This window comes from Luteibacter sp. 22Crub2.1, assembly GCF_900167995.1.
Lineage (GTDB): Bacteria > Pseudomonadota > Gammaproteobacteria > Xanthomonadales > Rhodanobacteraceae > Luteibacter > Luteibacter mycovicinus.
On sequence record NZ_FUYT01000003.1, the window covers coordinates 191,082 to 208,592 of the forward strand.

18 protein-coding genes are annotated in these 17,511 nt (G+C 65.5%); 11 read left to right on the forward strand and 7 right to left on the reverse strand.

The window, feature by feature from the left end:
• Nucleotides 1-5: 5 nt before the first annotated feature.
• The 8 genes from B5X73_RS04045 to B5X73_RS04080 all read left to right on the forward strand — a co-directional run bounded on the left by B5X73_RS04045 (nucleotide 6) and on the right by B5X73_RS04080 (nucleotide 8,179).
• A complete protein-coding gene (locus tag B5X73_RS04045; protein ID WP_079520667.1) occupies nucleotides 6-998 on the forward strand; it encodes an arabinose ABC transporter substrate-binding protein in 993 nt (330 codons plus the stop codon).
• Nucleotides 999-1,000: 2 nt separating this feature from the next.
• Complete coding sequence (gene araG / locus B5X73_RS04050) at nucleotides 1,001-2,533, forward strand: L-arabinose ABC transporter ATP-binding protein AraG (protein ID WP_079520741.1); 1,533 nt, start codon at nucleotides 1,001-1,003, stop codon at nucleotides 2,531-2,533.
• Nucleotides 2,530-3,531, forward strand: coding sequence for an L-arabinose ABC transporter permease AraH (gene araH / locus B5X73_RS04055; RefSeq protein ID WP_079520668.1), 1,002 nt, complete (start codon nucleotides 2,530-2,532; stop codon nucleotides 3,529-3,531). Before araG ends, araH begins: the two co-directional genes overlap by 4 nt.
• Nucleotides 3,531-4,424: an SMP-30/gluconolactonase/LRE family protein gene (locus B5X73_RS04060; protein WP_079520669.1), complete on the forward strand. Its 894-nt coding sequence runs from the start codon at nucleotides 3,531-3,533 to the stop codon at nucleotides 4,422-4,424. Before araH ends, B5X73_RS04060 begins: the two co-directional genes overlap by 1 nt.
• Entirely contained in the window at nucleotides 4,421-5,230 is an 810-nt protein-coding gene (locus tag B5X73_RS04065) for an SDR family oxidoreductase (protein WP_254857218.1), read from the forward strand. The genes B5X73_RS04060 and B5X73_RS04065 overlap by 4 nt, the downstream gene beginning before the upstream one ends.
• A 5-nt stretch (nucleotides 5,231-5,235) precedes the next feature.
• Nucleotides 5,236-5,847, forward strand: a complete 612-nt coding sequence (locus B5X73_RS04070) for a 2-dehydro-3-deoxy-6-phosphogalactonate aldolase (protein ID WP_079520671.1) — start codon at nucleotides 5,236-5,238, stop codon at nucleotides 5,845-5,847.
• Between the two features lie 2 nt (nucleotides 5,848-5,849).
• On the forward strand, nucleotides 5,850-7,001 hold the full coding sequence (gene dgoD, locus B5X73_RS04075; RefSeq protein ID WP_036116413.1) for a galactonate dehydratase: 1,152 nt from the start codon (nucleotides 5,850-5,852) through the stop codon (nucleotides 6,999-7,001).
• A 71-nt stretch (nucleotides 7,002-7,072) separates the two neighbouring features.
• The gene (locus B5X73_RS04080) at nucleotides 7,073-8,179 is read left to right on the forward strand and encodes an ATP-binding protein (protein ID WP_079520672.1); all 1,107 of its coding nucleotides are present in this window, start codon (nucleotides 7,073-7,075) and stop codon (nucleotides 8,177-8,179) included.
• Between the two features lie 36 nt (nucleotides 8,180-8,215).
• Here B5X73_RS04080 and B5X73_RS04085 read toward each other — a convergent pair whose 3' ends face one another.
• Nucleotides 8,216-8,764, reverse strand: coding sequence for an rRNA large subunit pseudouridine synthase E (locus B5X73_RS04085; protein ID WP_079520673.1), 549 nt, complete (start codon nucleotides 8,762-8,764; stop codon nucleotides 8,216-8,218).
• A 1-nt stretch (nucleotide 8,765) separates the two neighbouring features.
• Nucleotides 8,766-9,614, reverse strand: a complete 849-nt coding sequence (locus B5X73_RS04090) for a class I SAM-dependent methyltransferase (RefSeq protein WP_079520674.1) — start codon at nucleotides 9,612-9,614, stop codon at nucleotides 8,766-8,768.
• Between the two features lie 172 nt (nucleotides 9,615-9,786).
• Here B5X73_RS04090 and B5X73_RS04095 point away from each other — a divergent pair, with 172 nt between their 5' ends.
• Entirely contained in the window at nucleotides 9,787-11,898 is a 2,112-nt protein-coding gene (locus B5X73_RS04095) for a TonB-dependent receptor family protein (RefSeq protein ID WP_079520675.1), read from the forward strand.
• A gap of 12 nt (nucleotides 11,899-11,910) precedes the next feature.
• On the opposite strand, the gene B5X73_RS04100 is transcribed toward B5X73_RS04095, so the two are convergent.
• From B5X73_RS04100 to B5X73_RS04120, 5 genes are read right to left on the reverse strand one after another with little or no spacing between them, the layout of a single operon-like run.
• Nucleotides 11,911-13,086 carry an ABC transporter permease gene (locus tag B5X73_RS04100; RefSeq protein ID WP_036116420.1) on the reverse strand — a complete coding sequence of 392 codons (1,176 nt, stop codon included), beginning with the start codon at nucleotides 13,084-13,086 and terminating at the stop codon, nucleotides 11,911-11,913.
• Nucleotides 13,083-13,817: an ABC transporter ATP-binding protein gene (locus B5X73_RS04105; protein WP_079520676.1), complete on the reverse strand. Its 735-nt coding sequence runs from the start codon at nucleotides 13,815-13,817 to the stop codon at nucleotides 13,083-13,085. Before B5X73_RS04105 ends, B5X73_RS04100 begins: the two co-directional genes overlap by 4 nt.
• A complete protein-coding gene (locus B5X73_RS04110; RefSeq protein WP_079520677.1) occupies nucleotides 13,814-15,373 on the reverse strand; it encodes an alpha/beta hydrolase in 1,560 nt (519 codons plus the stop codon). Before B5X73_RS04110 ends, B5X73_RS04105 begins: the two co-directional genes overlap by 4 nt.
• Before the next feature lie 4 nt (nucleotides 15,374-15,377).
• Nucleotides 15,378-15,572, reverse strand: coding sequence for a helix-turn-helix transcriptional regulator (locus B5X73_RS04115; RefSeq protein ID WP_036116425.1), 195 nt, complete (start codon nucleotides 15,570-15,572; stop codon nucleotides 15,378-15,380).
• Nucleotides 15,569-15,973: a hypothetical protein gene (locus tag B5X73_RS04120; RefSeq protein ID WP_079520742.1), complete on the reverse strand. Its 405-nt coding sequence runs from the start codon at nucleotides 15,971-15,973 to the stop codon at nucleotides 15,569-15,571. Before B5X73_RS04120 ends, B5X73_RS04115 begins: the two co-directional genes overlap by 4 nt.
• 299 nt (nucleotides 15,974-16,272) lie before the next feature.
• On the opposite strand from B5X73_RS04120, the gene B5X73_RS04125 reads away from it, so the two are divergent.
• Nucleotides 16,273-16,779: a Csu type fimbrial protein gene (locus tag B5X73_RS04125; protein ID WP_079520678.1), complete on the forward strand. Its 507-nt coding sequence runs from the start codon at nucleotides 16,273-16,275 to the stop codon at nucleotides 16,777-16,779.
• A gap of 2 nt (nucleotides 16,780-16,781) precedes the next feature.
• Entirely contained in the window at nucleotides 16,782-17,510 is a 729-nt protein-coding gene (locus B5X73_RS04130; protein WP_079520679.1) for a fimbrial biogenesis chaperone, read from the forward strand.
• The last annotated feature ends 1 nt before the right edge of the window (nucleotide 17,511 follow it).

Sequence of the window (17,511 nt, forward strand, 5' to 3'; positions counted from 1 at the left end):
AACGCATGAAAACGAAAATCGCACTGGGCCTACGTGTCCTGGCTGTCGCACTCGCTATCGGCTCGGCACCGGCATTCGCCGCCGACGAGCCGGTCAAGATCGGTTTCGTGGTGAAACAGCCCGAGGAGCCCTGGTTCCAGGACGAGTGGAAGTACGCCGAACAGGCCGCCAAGGAAAAAGGCTTCACCCTGGTCAAGATCGCCGCGCCCGATGGCGGGCAGGTGCTCACCGCCATCGACAACCTGAAGTCCCAGCATGCGCAGGGCTTCGTCATCTGTACGCCGGACGTCAAGCTCGGGCCGTCGATCGTCGCCAAGGCCAGGATCGACAAGCTCAAGCTGATGACCGTCGACGATCGCCTCGTCGACGGTTCGGGCAAGCCGATCGAATCCGTGCCGCACATGGGCATCTCGGCGACCAAGATCGGTGAGCAGGTCGGTCAGGCGATCTCCGACGAGATGAAGAAGCGTGGCTGGAAGCCGGAAGAGACCGGCGCGCTGCGTATTTCGTACGACCAGCTGCCGACCGCCAAGGACCGTACGGACGGCGCGATCGCCGCGCTCATCGCCGCGGGTTTCCCGAAGGCCAACGTGATCAACGCGCCGCAAGCCAAGACCGATACGGAGAACGCGTTCAACGCCGCCAACATCGCCATCACGCAGAACCCGAAGTTCAAGCACTGGGTCGCGTTCGGCCTGAACGACGAAGCCGTTCTCGGTGCCGTACGTGCCGCCGAAGGTCGTAACTTCCGTGCCGACAACATGATCGGCGTGGGTATCGGCGGCAGCAAGTCGGCACTCAACGAGTTCGCCAAGGCCCAGCCGACCGGCTTCTTCGGCAGTGTACTGATCAGCCCGAAGCGTCATGGCTATGAGACCTCGGTGAACATGTACGAATGGATCAAGAACGACAAGGCCCCGCCGCCGCTCACGCTGACCACCGGCAAGCTGGTCACGCGCGCCAACGTGACGGAAGTTCGCAAGGAAATGGGTCTCTGATGATGAGCGACACGCCACGCCTGGAATTTCGCCACATCGGGAAAACGTTCCCGGGCGTGCGCGCGCTCGGCGACGTGGGTTTCGCCGTGCGTGCCGGCACCGTTCACGGACTACTCGGCGAGAACGGTGCCGGCAAGTCGACGATGATGAAAATTCTCGGCGGCGAGTACATTCCCGACGAGGGTGAGGTAGCGATCGACGGTCAGGTCATGCATTTCCGCAAGGCCGCCGACGCTATCGACGCCGGTGTCGCCGTGATCCACCAGGAACTCCAGTACGTCCCGGAGCTCTCGGTCATGGAGAACCTGCTGCTCGGTCGGCTGCCCACGCGTTTCGGGCTGGTCGACCGGCGCAAGGCGCTGGCCTGGACGCGTGAGCGCCTCGACGCACTCGGTGTCGACCTCGACCCGCGTGCGAAGCTGAAACAGCTGTCGATCGGTCAGCGGCAGATGGTCGAGATCGTCAAGGCGATCCTTCGCGATGCGAAGATCCTCGCCCTCGACGAGCCCACCAGCTCGCTGTCGCACCGCGAGACCGAGGTGCTGTTCCGCCTGGTCAACGACCTGCGTGCGCAGGGCAAGGCCATGATCTACATCTCGCATCGCCTCGATGAGATTTTCGAGCTTTGCGATGCCGCCACGATCTTCCGCGACGGCCGCAAGGTCGCCGACTTCGACACGCTCGAAGGCGTCACCCGCGACCAGCTCGTGCAGCGCATGGTGGGTCGCGAGATCAGCGATATCTTCGGTTATCGCCCCCGTGCGCACGGCAAGGTGCGTCTCGACGTCAAGGCCGTCACCGGCCGTGCCGTGCAGCTGCCCGTGAGCTTCGAGGTGAAGGCCGGCGAGATCGTCGGTTTCTTCGGTCTGGTCGGCGCGGGTCGCAGTGAGGTGATGCGCGTGATTTACGGTGCGGATCGCCGCACCGCCGGGGAAGTCGCGGTGGACGGGCGTGCGGTGAAGCCATCGCACGTGCGCGACGCCATTCGTCACGGCCTGGTGTTCTGCCCCGAGGACCGCAAGGAAGACGGCATCATCGGCGTGCGCTCGGTGTCGGAAAACATCAACATCAGCGCGCGACGCAACCATCTCACGGCGGGCCTGTTCGTCAACGACCGCAATGAGGCGCGCACCGCCGACACCTTCATCGATCGCCTGCGCATCCGTACGCCGCATCGTCGGCAGGAGATTCGTCTGCTCTCGGGCGGCAATCAGCAGAAAGCCGTGCTGTCGCGCTGGCTGGCCGAGAAAGACCTCCGCGTACTCATCGTCGACGAACCCACCCGCGGTATCGACGTCGGCGCCAAGAACGAAATCTACAACGTGCTTTACGAACTGGCCGACCGTGGCGTCGCCGTGGTGATGATCTCGAGCGAACTTCCCGAAGTGCTCGGCGTCTCCGACCGCGTCGTCACCATGTGCCGCGGCCGCATCACCGCACAGTTCGACCGCGCCCAGGCGAATGAGGAGAACGTCCTCGCCGCCGCGCTCAATGAAGGCGCCAGCGCCATTCCGACGAGGACCGTTTCACCATGACCGAACCCAACGCCGCCGCCATCGGCGCGACGCGCGAGACACGCGACGACCGCCGCCGCGCCCTGCTCTGGCAGGCCATCGACGACTACAGCCTGATCGGTATCTTCATCGTGCTGTTCGGGGTGCTGAGCGTCACCGTGCAGTACTTCTTCTCGTGGGACAACATCGTCGGCCTGGCCTTGTCCGTCTCACAGATCGGCATGGTCGCCTGCACCATGATGTTCTGCCTGGCCTCGCGGGACTTCGATCTTTCGGTCGGTTCCACCGTGGCTTTCGCCGGCGTGTTCTGCGCCATCGTCTCCAACGCCACCGGCAGCGTCACGCTGGGTATCGGCGCGAGCCTGCTGGCCGGTGCGTTCATCGGCTTCATCAACGGCGCGGTCATCGCCAAGCTGAAGATCAACGCGCTGATCACGACGCTGGCGACGATGGAGATCGTCCGCGGTCTGGCCTTCATCTCGTCTTCGGGCCAGGCGGTCGGCGTCACCAGCGAGGCGTTCTTCACCCTGGGCAGCGCGGAGCTGTTCGGTCTGCCGGTGCCGGTGTGGGTCACGCTGGGCTGCTTCGTCCTCTTCGGTGTACTGCTCAACAAGACGATCTACGGCCGCAATACGCTGGCCATCGGTGGCAATCCCGATGCCGCGCGTCTTGCCGGTGTGCCGGTGGACCGCGTGCGGATCCTGATCTTCCTGATTCAGGGCCTGGTCGCCGCACTGGCCGGCATCATCCTCGCTTCGCGCATGACCAGCGGTCAGCCCAATGCGGGTGAGGGCTTCGAGCTCAACGTGATCTCGGCCTGCGTGCTGGGCGGCGTGTCGCTCATGGGCGGCCGGGCAAGCATCAGCGGCGTGCTCGTTGGCGTTCTCATCATGGGAACTGTGCAGAATGCGATGAGTCTGATGAACATCGACGCCTTCTACCAGTATCTGGTCCGCGGCACGATCCTCCTGATCGCCGTCCTCGTGGACCAGCTCAAGAACCGCAGGCAAACCCGCTGATGACCGATTCGTTCAAACCCTTGTCCCCGCAGCGTCAGGCCCATGGCGAGGGCGTGATCTGGGACGACCTGATGGGACTGGTCCGCTGGACCGACATCTCCGCGTCAACGATCTACGACTACGACCCTGCGACGGGCGTGGTGCGCGAGCACGTGCTCCCCGCCCGCGTCTGTTGCTTCGCCCTGACCCATGAGCCGGGCGTACTGCTGCTGGCACTGGAGAAGCAGCTGGCCCGCTTCGATACGCGCGACGGCAAGCTGCACGTACTCGAGGACATCGAGGCGGATATCGCTGGCACCCGCGCCAACGACGGTCGCTGCGACCGGGGTGGCAACTTCATCTTCGGCACGCTCAACGAGCGCGGCCCCGAGCAGATCGCCTCGTTCTGGCGTTACACGCCGGCGGGCGGGCTCAGCCGCCTGTCGCTGCCCAAGGCCGCCATCACCAACAGCATCTGTTTCAGCCCCGACGGCGAAACGATGTATTTCACCGATTCGCCGACGGCACGGATCATGGCCTGCGACTATGACGACAGCACGGGTGAGGTCGACCGTATCCGTGGGTTCGCCGAGCTCGGCGCCGGTCACGAGCCGGACGGCTCGACCATCGATGCGGAAGGCTATCTGTGGAATGCGCAGTGGGCGGCGTCCCGCGTGGTGCGCTACGCACCCGACGGTCGAGTGGATGCCACCATCGACCTGCCCGCACGCCAGCCCAGCTGCGTGAGCTTCGCCGGTGCCGAGCTGGACCGGATGGTGATCACGTCCGCGTACAAGGGTCTCGACGAGGCCGTACTGAAGGACGAGCCGCTCAACGGTGCGATCTTCATCGGCACGCCCCCGCGCGGTCGCGGTCTTCCCGAAGCCCGCTACGGGCACAAGGTCATCACGTGAGCGCTGTCATGACCGCGGACCCGCGCACGACGCCGCTTCCCCGCCTGTCTGGGAAGGTCGCCATCGTGACAGGTGCGACGCAGGGCATCGGTGCGGCGACGGCGAGGTTGTTCGCGGCGCATGGGGCGAAGGTCGTGCTCAATGTGCTCGAGGACAACGCGCAGGCACGTGAGACGCTGGCATCGCTGAACACCGACGACGCCATGCTGTTTCAGGCCGATATCACCGACGGGGAGGCCATCACGCGCATGGTGGCCGCCGCGACGGAGCGCTTCGGCGCGCCCGACGTACTGATCAACAACGCGGGTATCAACGTCTTCAACGAGCCGCTGTCGCTCACCGATGACGAGTGGGCCCGCTGCTTCGAGGTGGACCTGAAAGGCGCGTGGAACTGTGCCAGGGCCGTTCTGCCGGGCATGCTGTCGCTTGGTCGCGGCAGCATCGTCAACATCGCCTCGGTGCATGGGCACAAGATCATTCCGCACTGCTTCCCCTACCCCGTCGCCAAGCATGGCCTCATCGGCCTGACCAAGGCACTCGGTATCGAGTACGCGCCGCACAACATCAGGGTCAACTCGATCTCGCCCGGCCTGGTCCTCACCGCGATCGCGGAAGCCGGCTTTGCCGCCGCCGCCGATCCGGTGGCCGAGCGCCGCAAGCAGACCGATATCCTGCCCAATAAGCGCATCGGCGAACCGCTGGAGATCGCCTATACGGCGCTGTTCCTCGCTTCCGATGAGGCCCGCTACATCAATGCCGCCGACATCCGCATCGACGGCGGTCGTTCGCAGCTTTACCACGAGTAATCGTCATGGCCTGGCCTACCGCTCTTCCCCTTATCGCGATCCTGCGCGGCATCACTCCCGACGAGGTCGTCGACCATGTCGAGGCGCTGATCGAAGCCGGTTTCGATGCGATCGAGATTCCGCTCAATTCCCCGGACTGGCGACGCAGCATCCCGCTGGCCGTCCAGGCGGCCGGCAAGCGTGCCCTGGTGGGCGCGGGGACCGTGCTGTCGCCCGAGCTGGCATCCGAAGTGGCCGATCTGGGCGGCCATCTGATGGTCACGCCCAACACGGATCCGGCGACCATCCGCAAGGCGCGCGAACGCAACCTCTACACGGCGATCGGTTTCATGACGCCGAGCGAGGCGTTCGCAGCCCTCGCCGCCGGAGCGCAGTCGCTGAAGCTGTTCCCGGCGACCAACCTCGGACCGTCGTACATCAAGGCGATTCGTGCCGTGCTGCCACCCGATGTGCCGCTGCTGGCGGTGGGTGGGGTCACACCCGATAATCTCGGACAGTTCCTTGACGCCGGTTGCATCGGCGCGGGTCTGGGCGGCGACCTGTATAAACCAGGACAGCCCGTCTCCCGCACGCGCGACCAGGCGGCCGCCTTCGTCAAAGCCTATCGTTCGGTCTGAGCATGAAAGTCACCAAGATCACCACCTATCGCGTTCCGCCTCGCTGGATGTTCCTCAAGATGGAGACCGACGAAGGCGTCGTCGGCTGGGGCGAGCCCGTGGTGGAAGGCCGCGCGCGCACCGTCGAGGCCGCCGTGCAGGAGCTGTCCGAATTCGTCATCGGACAGGATCCCGCGCGCATCAACGACATCTGGCAGGCGATGTATCGCGGCGGCTTCTACCGCGGCGGCGCCGTCTTCATGAGCGCCATCGCCGGCATCGACCAGGCGCTCTGGGACATCAAGGGCAAGGTGCTCGATGCCCCGGTCTACGAACTGCTCGGTGGGCGCGTGCGCGATCGCATGAAGACCTATTGCTGGGTCGGCGGCGATCGTCCGGCGGACGTCATCGCGCAGATTCGTGAACGCCTGACCCATGGATTCGACACGTTCAAGATGAACGGTTGCGAAGAAATGGCGATCATCGACTCGAGCAAGGCGGTGGATGCCGCGGTCGCCCGTGTCGCCGAGATTCGCGAGGCCTTCGGTAACACTATCGAGTTCGGTCTCGATTTCCACGGTCGCGTCTCCGCGCCGATGGCCAAGGTGCTGGTGAAGGAACTGGAGCCGTTCCGCCCCCTCTTCATCGAAGAGCCGGTGCTGGCCGAACTTGCCGAGTACTACCCGCGCATCGCCGAACAGACGTCCATTCCGCTAGCGGCGGGTGAGCGCATGTACTCGCGCTACGAGTTCAAGCATGTGCTCGAGCGCGGCGGCATTTCAATCCTGCAGCCCGATCTGTCGCACGCGGGCGGGATCACCGAGTGCGTGAAGATCGCCGCCATGGCCGAGGCCTATGACGTGGCGCTCGCCCCGCACTGCCCGCTGGGCCCGATCGCCCTGGCCGCGTGCCTGCACGTGGACTTCGTCAGCTGGAACGCCACGCTGCAGGAACAGAGCATGGGCATCCACTACAACAAGGGTGGCGAGGTGCTCGACTACGTCCGCAACAAGGATGCGCTGAAGCTGGACGACGGCGGTTACGCGCAGCCGTTCACCGGTCCGGGTCTGGGTATCGACGTGGACGAGGAGCGGATCATCGAACGCAGCCGCGAGGCCGCGGAGTGGCGGAATCCGCTGTGGCGGCATAAGGATGGGTCGGTCGCCGAATGGTAAGCCATTGCGCGAATTGACGTTTCTGAGATTATCCATAATTATTCAAGTTTGAATAATTATGGATAACTGGTATGGGCCTGTCGTTCGAACTGCCGTACTTCCCCCGGAAAGGACTCGTTGAGGACGTCCTTCAGATCCTGACCAGCGGACTGAAGCAAGGGGTGACGCTGTTTGCCCCTCGACGGCAGGGTAAGACTTCCTTCGTCCGGCACGAGCTCATCCCGGCTGCTCATGAGCTCGGCTGGAAGACGCTGTATATCGATCTCTGGAGGCGAAGAGGCGAGCCGGAACTTGCGCTCGTCGAGGGCTTGGAGGCTTTCCTCGAGGCAAGACGCAGCGGCTGGAAGCGACGTCTACGTTTCAGGCAGCTTCGCGCCAAGGCGAGCGCCGGCGCCGCCGAAGTCGAATCGACACTCGAGCCCGTGAGTTTCACGCCCGATGCCGTTCTGGAGAACAGGCTCGACTTCGCCCTGTCCGCGCTCGCGGAGAAAGACGTCACCCTCCTCGTGCTCGACGAGGTCCAGGCGCTGGCCGGAGCAAAGCGCGAAGACTTCGTCGCGGCACTACGGACGGTCATCCAGAAACTGCAAGGGCGACTACTGGTGTTTTACACGGGATCCTCCCGCGAGGGTTTGAACCATATGTTCCGCCAGCAAAGAGCGCCACTGTTCGCGTCTGCGATGCCCGTACAGCTGCCCGACCTTGGCGACGACTTCATCGAAGACCGAATGGTTTTTCTCGCGGAACGTACCCGTGCCCGGATCGACGAGGCATCGCTCAGAAACGCGTTCGAACGCCTCGGCCGGACGCCCGAGTTCCTCAACGAAGTGATCCTGCACCTGTTGATCGCGGGCAACGGCAATATCGATGCCGCGATGGCGAAGTGGATGCAGTCGCACACGGAGACGGGTGCGGGCGCGCTGCTCGAAGAATTGCGACCACTCGAACTCGCCTTGATGAACATGCTGGCGCAACCCGGTCACCCATCGGTATACAGCACCGAATCCGTCGCCTGGCTGAGCCGCTGGCCTGACATCGACGCGAGCCTGACGACTGCGAAGATCCAGGCTGCGCTCAAGCGACTGACCAGAATGGAACTCGTCGCACCCACGGGCAGGCAAGGTGACTATGAAATCGAAGACCGTGCCGTGCTGCTACACCTCCGCGCAGGCACGTGAACGTAAGGCCGAAGATGTCGCGCGCGGGGCGCGCTCCTACCTGGAAGAACGCGGCTCGATGACCCGGACCTCGCCCAGGCCTAGCCCGTCCAGGCGATAGTCACCGATCGCTTCGCGGATAAGCCGCAAGGTGGGGAGGCCTACCGCCGCCGTCATCCGCCGCACCTGACGATTACGCCCTTCGCGCAGCACGATCCGCAACCATCCGTCCGGCACGGTCTTGCGAAAACGCACCGGCGGATCGCGCGGCCACAGCCACTCCGGCTCGTCGATCGCCTCGGCCCCCGCCGGTAGCGTCGGCCCGTCGTTAAGCATCACACCGCGACGCAGGCGCTCGAGGGCTTCCTCGGAGAGCACACCCTCGACCTGCACGACATACGTCTTCGGCTGCTTGTGCTTCGGGTCGGCCAGGCGATGCTGCAACTTACCGTCATCGGTCAAAAGCAGCAAGCCTTCGCTGTCGTGGTCCAGTCGCCCCGCTGCGTAGACTCCCTTCTGCGGCACGAAGTCGGCCAGCGTGCGCCGGCCGGCTTCGTCGGTGAACTGACAGAGCACCCCATAGGGTTTGTTGAGCGCGACCAGCACCTTACTTCGCGGAAGCGGGCTTCACGAAGCGCAGCGTCATGCGATCGGACTCGCCGATCGCCGCCCACTTCGCCTTGTCCGTCTCGCCCATGTCGTAGGTCGGCGGCAGCGTCCAGACGCCCTTGGGATGGTTGTGGTCATCCTTCGGATTGGCGTTGATCTCGCTCTGCGCGTCCAGCTTGAAGCCGGCGTCGGTGGCGAGCTTGATCACGTAGTCGGTCGGCAGGTAGCCGGAGTTGACCACGTCGTCGAGCTTCTTGCCCGCGTCGGCGCGATGGTCTTCCACGCCGAGCACGCCGCCGGGCTTAAGTACCGTGAAGAACGACTTGAACATCGCCTCGGCGCTGCCATCGGCGGCCCAGTTATGCACATTGCGGAAGGTCAGCACCATGTCGGCCGATCCCGGTGCGCCCAGCACGGGGGCCTTGTGGTTGAACTCAACGATCTTTGCCGTGCCGTACTGTGCCGGGGCGAACGAGAACTTCTTCTGCATCGAGGCCACGCCCTTGGAGCCGGTCTCGATCGCGCCGATGTAGTGGCCGCTGTCGTGCAGGTACGGCGCCAGGATCTCGGTGAACCAGCCACCCGACGGCCAGATTTCGATCACGGTCATGTCCGGACGGATACCGAAGAACGTCAGCATCTGCTTCGGATGACGGTAGACGTCGCGCGCCTTGTTCTCCGGCGAACGCCAGCTGCCGGCGATCGCCTTGTCGAGCTGGGCCGAGCTGAGCTGACCGGCGCTGGCCGGCGGCGTGGTCTGGGCAGGCTGGTCGACGTCGGCGGCCAGCGCGGTGTGCGAGAGGGCCAGACCGAGCAGTCCAGCGCAGGCGAATGCGAGCTTCTTCATGGCGACACCGGGTGTTTGTGGGAATGTGGCCGGGAAGGCTAGCACGGCGATCCGGCCCTGCCACCTGCCTTTCCGTTCGTCTGCGGCGGACCGGTGAAAGCGCGAAAACATCCGTGCCGTTACACTGGGCGCCTTCTGCATTGCAGCATTTGTTCCGCAGGGATCCTCACACATGCGCTCTTTCCCCCTTCGCCCGCTCGCCGCTGGCGTACTCCTCGCGCTGGCCGGCAACGCCGCCGCACAGGAAGCCACGCTGGCACCGGTCGTGGTCACGGCCACCCGTACCGCCCAGTCTCCCTACGATATTCCGGCGGCGATCGACGTGGTGACGACGCCTCCCGATGGCTCGCTGGACGTGAATCTCTCGGAGCGCGTGCAATCCATTCCCGGCATTATCGCCCGTGACCGCCAGAACTACGCGCAGGACGCCCAGGTGTCGATTCGCGGCTTCGGCGCGCGTTCCACCTTCGGCATCCGCGGCATTCGCCTGTACACCGACGGCATTCCGGCGACCATGCCGGACGGCCAGGGCCAGGTGTCGCACTTCAACCTCGATTCCTCCGACCGGATCGAAGTCTTGCGCGGGCCGTTCTCGGCCCTCTACGGCAATGCGTCGGGCGGCGTCGTGCAGATCTTCACCGCCGACGGTACCGAGACCCCGGAGCTGCGCTTCGGTGTGGCCGGCGGCAGCAACGGCAACTTCCGCAGCTCGGTCAACGCGCGCGGCACCGAAGGCCCGGTGGACTACAACATCGACTTCAGCCATTTCCGCACCAGCGGCTATCGCGATCACAGCGCCGCGCGCCGCGAGTCCGGCAACGCGAAGATCGGCTGGAAGATCGACGACGACAGCAAGCTGACGCTGGTCGTGAACACCGTCGACGTGCCGGATGCGCAGGATCCGCTCGGTCTGACCCGGGCCCAGGTGAAAGCCGACCCGCAGCAGGTCGCCTCGGTCGCGGAGACGTACAACACGCGCAAGTCGACCGATCAGCAGCAGGCCGGTCTGATCTGGGACCAGCGCATCGACAGCGCGAACAGCCTGCGCGTCATGGGCTATTACGGCCAGCGCAGCGTCACCCAGTACCTGTCGATTCCCAAGGCGACGCAGGCGGCTCAGCCAGGCAACTCCGGCGGCGTCGTCGACCTGGATAACGAATACGGCGGCGGCGACGCGCGGTGGACCTGGAGCGACACGCTGGCCGGCCGGCCCTTCGAGGTCGCCGGTGGCATCAGCTACGACAACCAGGAACAGCATCGCCAGGGTTACAACAACTACATCGGCAATTCCCTCGGCGTACAGGGCGCGAAACGTCGCGACGAGATCGACCGCGTGTTCGACTTCGACCAGTACGCACAGGCCACGTGGCGTGTCGCCGAGGACTGGAGTCTGATGGGCGGCCTGCGCCACAGCGAGGTGCGCTTCCGCTCGACGGATCGATACATCGCCGCGGGGAACCCGGATGACAGCGGCACGACGAAGTACAGCGCGACCACGCCGGCTTTCGGTGTGATGTGGCGTGCGGCGCCGTGGGCACATGTGTACGCGAACTGGGGTCGCGGCTTCGAGACGCCGACCTTCTCCGAGCTCGGTTATCGCGCCGATGGCGGTGCGGGTCTCGCCTTCGACCTGAAGCCCTCGCGCTCGCACAACGGCGAAGTCGGCATCAAGCTTCAGCCGTCCGACCACACCGAAGCCGGCCTCGCCGTGTTCCGTGCGGACAGCGACGACGAGCTGGCCGTGGCGACCAACCTGGGGGGTCGCACGACCTACCAGAACATCGCGCGTTCGCGCCGTCAGGGGCTGGAAGCATCCTTCCGCACCGAGCTCGCCCCGAACCTCGACTTCGTCGCGTCGTACACGCGCCTTCAGGCGACCTTCCGTACGCCGTTTCTCACCTGCGTGTCGACCGGTTGCTCCACGCCGGATACGCCGGTGGCCGCGGGGACGCGCATTCCCGGCGTGCCACGCTCGAACGGTTATGCCGCGCTTAAGTACGGTGCCGAGCGTGGCTGGCAGGTCGGGCTGGATATGAATGCCATGGTCTCGACCTCGGTGAACGACCTGGGGACCGAGTCGGCCGCGGGATACGCGCTGTTCGGTCTGTCCGGCGGGTACATCGTCGATGACGGCCCGTGGCGGATCAACACGTTTGCGCGGGTGGACAACCTCGCCGACCGGCATGTGGTCGGCTCGGTGATCGTCAATGACGGCAACGGGCGGTATTACGAGCCGGCGCCGGGACGGACGTTCCTGGTGGGCGTGGACTTGCGCTGGCGGTAAGGCAGGAGCGAGTCAGCCCGAAATCGCCAGCCGCTCCGACCGGTACAACATCGCCGCGGCCCACACGGCCACGAGCGCCGCGGCAAACCCACCGGCAAGGCAGGTACCGATCTGCCACGCCGGCATGCCGTCGCCACGCAGCAACTGCACGATCCCCAGGTTCTGCCCCAGCAAAGGCACCGCATACATCCACGGTTCCGCGCGCACCGGAATCACCGACAAAAGCACGCTGGGCAGAATCGGGATCATCATCAGGATCGACAGGTACGTCTGCGCTTCGCGGTAGCTTTTGGCCATCGCCGACACCAGCGACTGCAGCGCGGCCATCAGCACGATCAGCGGCAGCATGATCAGCGCCACCTGCGCACCGAAGCGAGGCCCCAGATCGAGCGCGATGCCCAGCTTCTCCGTCGGAATGAAGAAGGGCGCGGTCATGAACGCGGCGATCGTCAGGAACAGGCTGACCAGCGAGAACGTGCTGATCGCGGCGAGCTTGCCGGCGAGGATCTTCCAGCGCGCGACGGGGTTCACGAACAACGGTTCCAGCGACTGCCGCTCACGCTCGCCGGCCGTCAGGTCGATGGCGAGGTACATGCCACCGAGAAACACCGTGAGCGTGAAGAAGTAAGGCAGGAACGAAAACATCAGCGCCGAACGCGACTGCGAAGTCGCCTGGTCGCGCTCCGCGACCTGCACCGGCCACGCCGTGGTCGGTGAAAGCCCGCGCGCGATCAGACGCATCGCGCCCTCACGACGTCCGTAGCTCTCGACCACGCTGCGCACACGCATCACGGGCGTCGATGCATCGCGTCGCGAGGAGTCGTAGATCAGCTCGACCTGGACGCTCTGGCCTTTGTTCCATGCCCTGGCGTAATCCGGCCCGATACGGATGACGACATCGGCACGCTGTTCACGGACGGCGTTCTCCGGATCGCTCATGCCGGGATCGGCGTTGATGCCCGCACCTTTCAGTGCCGCCATGAGGTTGGGTGCCAGCTCGGCGCCGATCACCGGCACTTCGATGTTGCGGTCCGCTTTGGCCAGTTCCCGGTTCACCATGACGTTCATCAGCATGATGAAGATCACCGGCCCCAGCAGCGGGCCGGTGATCAGCGCACTGACCAGCGTCCGGCGATCGCGGAGGTTCTCGCGAACTTCCTTCCAGTAAACGGCGGAGAAGGCGCTCATGCGGCAAGCCCCTCGTCGGTACCGATGATTTTCACGAAGGCCTCCTCAAGGCTGGTCTCGCCCGTCTGCTCCAGCAGCGCGGCCGGTGTTTCGTCGGCGACCACGCGACCGTGCGCGATCACCACGATGCGATCGCACAGCGCGGCCACCTCCTGCATGATGTGGCTGGAAAAAAGCACGCAGCGGCCCTCATCGCGCAACTGCCGCATGAAACGCCGCATGGCGCGGGTCGCCATGACGTCGAGGCCATTGGTGGGCTCGTCGAGCAGTACGTTACGGGGATCGTGAACCAGTGCCCGGGCGATGGCGGTCTTCACGCGCTGGCCCTGCGAAAAACCTTCGGTGCGACGATGGGCGATGTCACGCATCTCCAGCGCATCGATCAGCGCTTCGCGGCGGCGTGCCAGAAGCTCCGGCGCCATGCCTTGCAGACGGCCAAAGTAATCGATGTTCTCCGAAGCGGTCAGTCGCTTGTAAAGACCCCGGGCATCCGGGAGCACACCGAGCCGGCGACGCACCGCCAGCGCGTCATCGTAGGCATTCACGCCGTCGACCAGCACCTCGCCGGCGTCGGGTTTCATCAGGGTGTACAGCATGCGCAGTGTGGTCGTCTTGCCTGCCCCGTTCGGACCGAGCAGGCCCGTGATCTCGCCGTCGCGCGCGGTGAAGCTCACACCGTTGACGGCATGCACGTCGCCGAACGACTTCCGCAGGTTCTTCACCTCGATCATGGCGTCGCTCCGTTGAATCCGACAAAGACCGGCAGCGGCTGCAACCGATCGAGGCAACCGACGTCGAGCGTCTTCGCGCTGGCGTCGTCGACGAAGTGGTCGAGCACGCGTGGCATGCAACCGCGCGCGATCACGTTATGGCCCTGCCCTTTCAGCACGACGTGGCGACCGTTGGGAAGTCCCTTGAGCACCTCGTCACCGTAGCGCGGCGGCGTCACGGGATCGAACTCGCCCGACATCAGCAGCGTGGGAACGTCGCTCCTGAGCGGTTCGTGAAAGTCGGCCGGGCGATGCCCATGCGGCCACACCGAACACGCCGCACGGAATGCCTCAATCATCGTTTCACCGAGAATCGTGTCCTTGTCCTGCGGACGTGACGTCAGCAGGTCGCCGTCCTCGCTGCAGATCACGGAATACTGCATACCGCCGTCCATGGTGTCGCCGAGATCGCCGGTGAGCAGCTTGGCCTGACCGAGCAGCGGACCGACATCGCCGCGCGCGGCGGCGTCGATGGACAGCGGCAGCAACGCCGCCGTCTCCGGCGAGTAGGCGAACATACGAACCACCGTAGCCAGGGCGTGCTCGCTGAGTACGCGCTTTACCGACGCGTAGTTCTGCGGGTCGCGGAAGCTCACGGTATGCGGGTTGGCGCGCAGCGCATCGCGCAGCTGGAACAGCGTCTGATAAGGGTCGCTGAAACGGGCACGGCAGGCGTCGTCCGCTTCGCAGCGGGCGAACTGCGCTTTCAGCGCCGCGTCGAGATTCACCGCGAAGTCTTCGCCGAGCACCAGCGCGTTAGGCGCCACGCCATCGAGGACCAGGGTGCGCAGACCGTCGGGGTGCCGCATGGCGTACTGCTGGGCCACACGCGTGCCATACGACACGCCGATCAGGTCGAACTTCGGCGCCCCCAGCGCGTGCCTGACGTCCTCGAGATCGGCGACGGCGTCGGTCGTCGTGTAGAAACGTACGTCCGCGTCCTGCGACAGCTGGTCGAGGCAGTGCTGGGTTTCCTTGCGCACCGCGGCTGCGTCGAAGCCGTGAGGTTCGTCGTCACTGGCGGGCACACCCGGTTCGTCGTCGCGACAGCTCAGCGGATGCGAGCCGCCGGTACCGCGCTGGTCGAGCAGGAGCAGGTTGCGATGCGCGAGCAGCGGCGCCATGGCCGGTGCGATCGCCGGGTAGCTCTCGGCGGCCGACTGGCCCGGGCCACCCGCGATGAAGGCGAGCATGTCGTCGGCGGGCACCTGGGCGCTGCTGCGAACGACGGCCAGGCGCAACGTGATCTTGCGCCCCTGAGGCCGCGAGCGGTCCTCGGGAACCTGATAGGGCGCGCACCAGGCGGCGGTCGAGAGGCCCGAATGCGGTTGCGCCAGTTCGCACGGCGTGAGCTCGACCGAGCCCAGATGCCAGACGCGCGGCGGCGCGGGACGGGTCGCCGCCGGCGTCGCCGCGTGAGCCCCGTCCTCGGACGCGGACGGCTTGACGAAGTGTCGGCCGGAGAGCACGGCGGCAAGGATCGCAACGATGATGGCGATGCGTGGCGGTCGTTTCATGCCGTCATTCCTCGGGAACGAAGATGGATTCGATGGACAGGTCGAACAGGCGGGCGATCTTGAACGCCAGCGGCAGGCTCGGGTCGTATTTGCCCGTCTCGACGGCGTTCACGGTCTGACGCGACACGTCGAGGCGGTCGCCGAGGTCGGCCTGCGACCAGCCCAGCGCGGTACGGAGTTCTCGGACGCGGTTATTCATCGTGCGCGGTGGTAGTACAGCCTGAACGCACACTTGGCCATGCCGAAGACGAACATCATCACCGGCATGACCCAGATGGCGACGGCCTCGGCGGGCGGCGCGGCCAGCACTTTGGCGTTGAGCAACATGCCGAAGGTAAAGAAGCCGAAGCTGCCGATGCCGCCCGCGACCGCGAGGGCTTCAAGATCGATCCGGCGCTCGAACTCGTCCTGGTCGCGGATCACCCGGACCATGGCCCGGATGACGAAGGCGACGGGGATGGTGGGCAGCAAGGTCACGACGGTGCGCGCCACGGTGCCTTCGAGCGTTTTCAGCCAGCTGACCGACAGGAGGATCAGCAGCACGTAGGCGAACATTGCCGGAAAGAACTCACGCAGATAACGCTTGTGCACGGCACGCATGGCCATTCCCCGTCTCCCCGGTCGTGTCAGGTCGAAACGTGACGTGCAACGCCATCACGAATCGTTCGGCAGCAAAAAGATGTAAAGCACCCTTGACATGCATCGTGATCCCTCCGGAGCGCCATGTCAAGCAGCCTTGACATAATGGTGAGCACATTCGGCATCGCTAAGTCGTTCCGGCACGGCGCGACGTCATCCACTCCCGTGACGTCCTACCTTCCCCGATCCTTGCTTCCGACGGAGACACAGCTCAGCGACGCGCCGGCAATACGACGCATCGAACCTCACAGGAGAGCATCATGTCCTTCCGCTCGATCGCCGCCACCGCCTCCCTGCTCGCCGCCTCCGTCGCCGCTACCTCCGCCCAGGCCGCCACCGCGACCACGACCTTCAACGTCCGTATCACCATCACCGCCGCCTGCGACATCAGCACGACGGCACCGACGGACGTCAACTTCGGCACCGCGCCGTCGACCGCCACGAACGTCGAGAACCAGGGCGCGCTCAACGTGAACTGCACGCCCAGCGCGCCGTACACCATCGCGCTCGACAACGGGCAGAACGGTACCGATGCCAACACGCGCAAGATGAGCAGCGGCACCGCACAGGTGCCGTACCAGCTCTATCGCGCCGCGACGCGCACCGCCGCCGACGTCTGGGGGAGCACCACCGGCACCGGCGGTAACGTGTATGCGGCCACCGGCAGCGGCACCGTGCAGGCCGTCCCCGTCTACGGCCGTGTGCCTAACACCAATTTCCCGGCGGGCAGCTACGCCGACGTCATCACCGCCACGATCACGTACTGACGGTGTGCCCGTGGCCGCTCCGCTGGGCGCTGGCCGTCGCGCTGGCCGCCGCGGCCCTCGCCTCGCACGCGAGCGGCCTGCAGGTCTCACCTATCGGCCTGCGGCTGGTCGCCTCGGCGTCGGCCGAAGCCATGTGGCTGACCAATACGGGCGCCGATCCGGTCCATGCCCAGGTACGCGTCTTTCGCTGGACGCAGGTGGATGGCAAGGATGTGCTCGAGCCATCGCGCGATCTCGTGGTGAGCCCGCCGATGGTGACGATCGCACCGGGCGACCGACAGCTGGTGCGCGTCATCCGTCGGGTGGCGCCGCCCACCGATGGGACGGAGACCGCGTACCGGGTGCTCGTCGACGAATTGCCGGTGGATGCGGGCGACACGCCCGGGCTGAAGTTCGTCCTGCGCTATTCGGTGCCGGTCTTCGTCGCGCCCACGGGCGATCCCTCGATGAAGGCGACGCTGCAGGCCACCTGGGAGAACACGGCGGAAGGTCCCCGACTGCGCGTGACCAACACGGGAAATGGCCACGCGCAGATCGCCGACGTGACATGGCAGGGCGCCAACGGCCAACGAACGACACTCCTGCCGGGGCTGGTCGGGTACGCGCTCCCCGGCGCGACGATGAGCTGGCAACTGCCGGACAACGCACGGCACGCGGGTGGTGCCGTGCGCGCAAGGATCAACGGTGAGCCGGCCGAATCGACCCTGGTGGTGGACGCGGACGGCCGCTAGC

Coding starts and splice junctions, on each gene's coding strand:
- B5X73_RS04045 (WP_079520667.1), top strand. CDS start 6: ATGAAAACGAAAATCGCACTGGGCCTACGTGTCCTGGCTGTCGCACTC.
- araG (WP_079520741.1), top strand. CDS start 1,001: ATGAGCGACACGCCACGCCTGGAATTTCGCCACATCGGGAAAACGTTC.
- araH (WP_079520668.1), top strand. CDS start 2,530: ATGACCGAACCCAACGCCGCCGCCATCGGCGCGACGCGCGAGACACGC.
- B5X73_RS04060 (WP_079520669.1), top strand. CDS start 3,531: ATGACCGATTCGTTCAAACCCTTGTCCCCGCAGCGTCAGGCCCATGGC.
- B5X73_RS04070 (WP_079520671.1), top strand. CDS start 5,236: ATGGCCTGGCCTACCGCTCTTCCCCTTATCGCGATCCTGCGCGGCATC.
- dgoD (WP_036116413.1), top strand. CDS start 5,850: ATGAAAGTCACCAAGATCACCACCTATCGCGTTCCGCCTCGCTGGATG.
- B5X73_RS04080 (WP_079520672.1), top strand. CDS start 7,073: ATGGGCCTGTCGTTCGAACTGCCGTACTTCCCCCGGAAAGGACTCGTT.
- B5X73_RS04090 (WP_079520674.1), bottom strand. CDS start 9,614: ATGAAGAAGCTCGCATTCGCCTGCGCTGGACTGCTCGGTCTGGCCCTC.
- B5X73_RS04095 (WP_079520675.1), top strand. CDS start 9,787: ATGCGCTCTTTCCCCCTTCGCCCGCTCGCCGCTGGCGTACTCCTCGCG.
- B5X73_RS04100 (WP_036116420.1), bottom strand. CDS start 13,086: ATGAGCGCCTTCTCCGCCGTTTACTGGAAGGAAGTTCGCGAGAACCTC.
- B5X73_RS04105 (WP_079520676.1), bottom strand. CDS start 13,817: ATGATCGAGGTGAAGAACCTGCGGAAGTCGTTCGGCGACGTGCATGCC.
- B5X73_RS04110 (WP_079520677.1), bottom strand. CDS start 15,373: ATGAAACGACCGCCACGCATCGCCATCATCGTTGCGATCCTTGCCGCC.
- B5X73_RS04115 (WP_036116425.1), bottom strand. CDS start 15,572: ATGAATAACCGCGTCCGAGAACTCCGTACCGCGCTGGGCTGGTCGCAG.
- B5X73_RS04120 (WP_079520742.1), bottom strand. CDS start 15,973: ATGCGTGCCGTGCACAAGCGTTATCTGCGTGAGTTCTTTCCGGCAATG.
- B5X73_RS04125 (WP_079520678.1), top strand. CDS start 16,273: ATGTCCTTCCGCTCGATCGCCGCCACCGCCTCCCTGCTCGCCGCCTCC.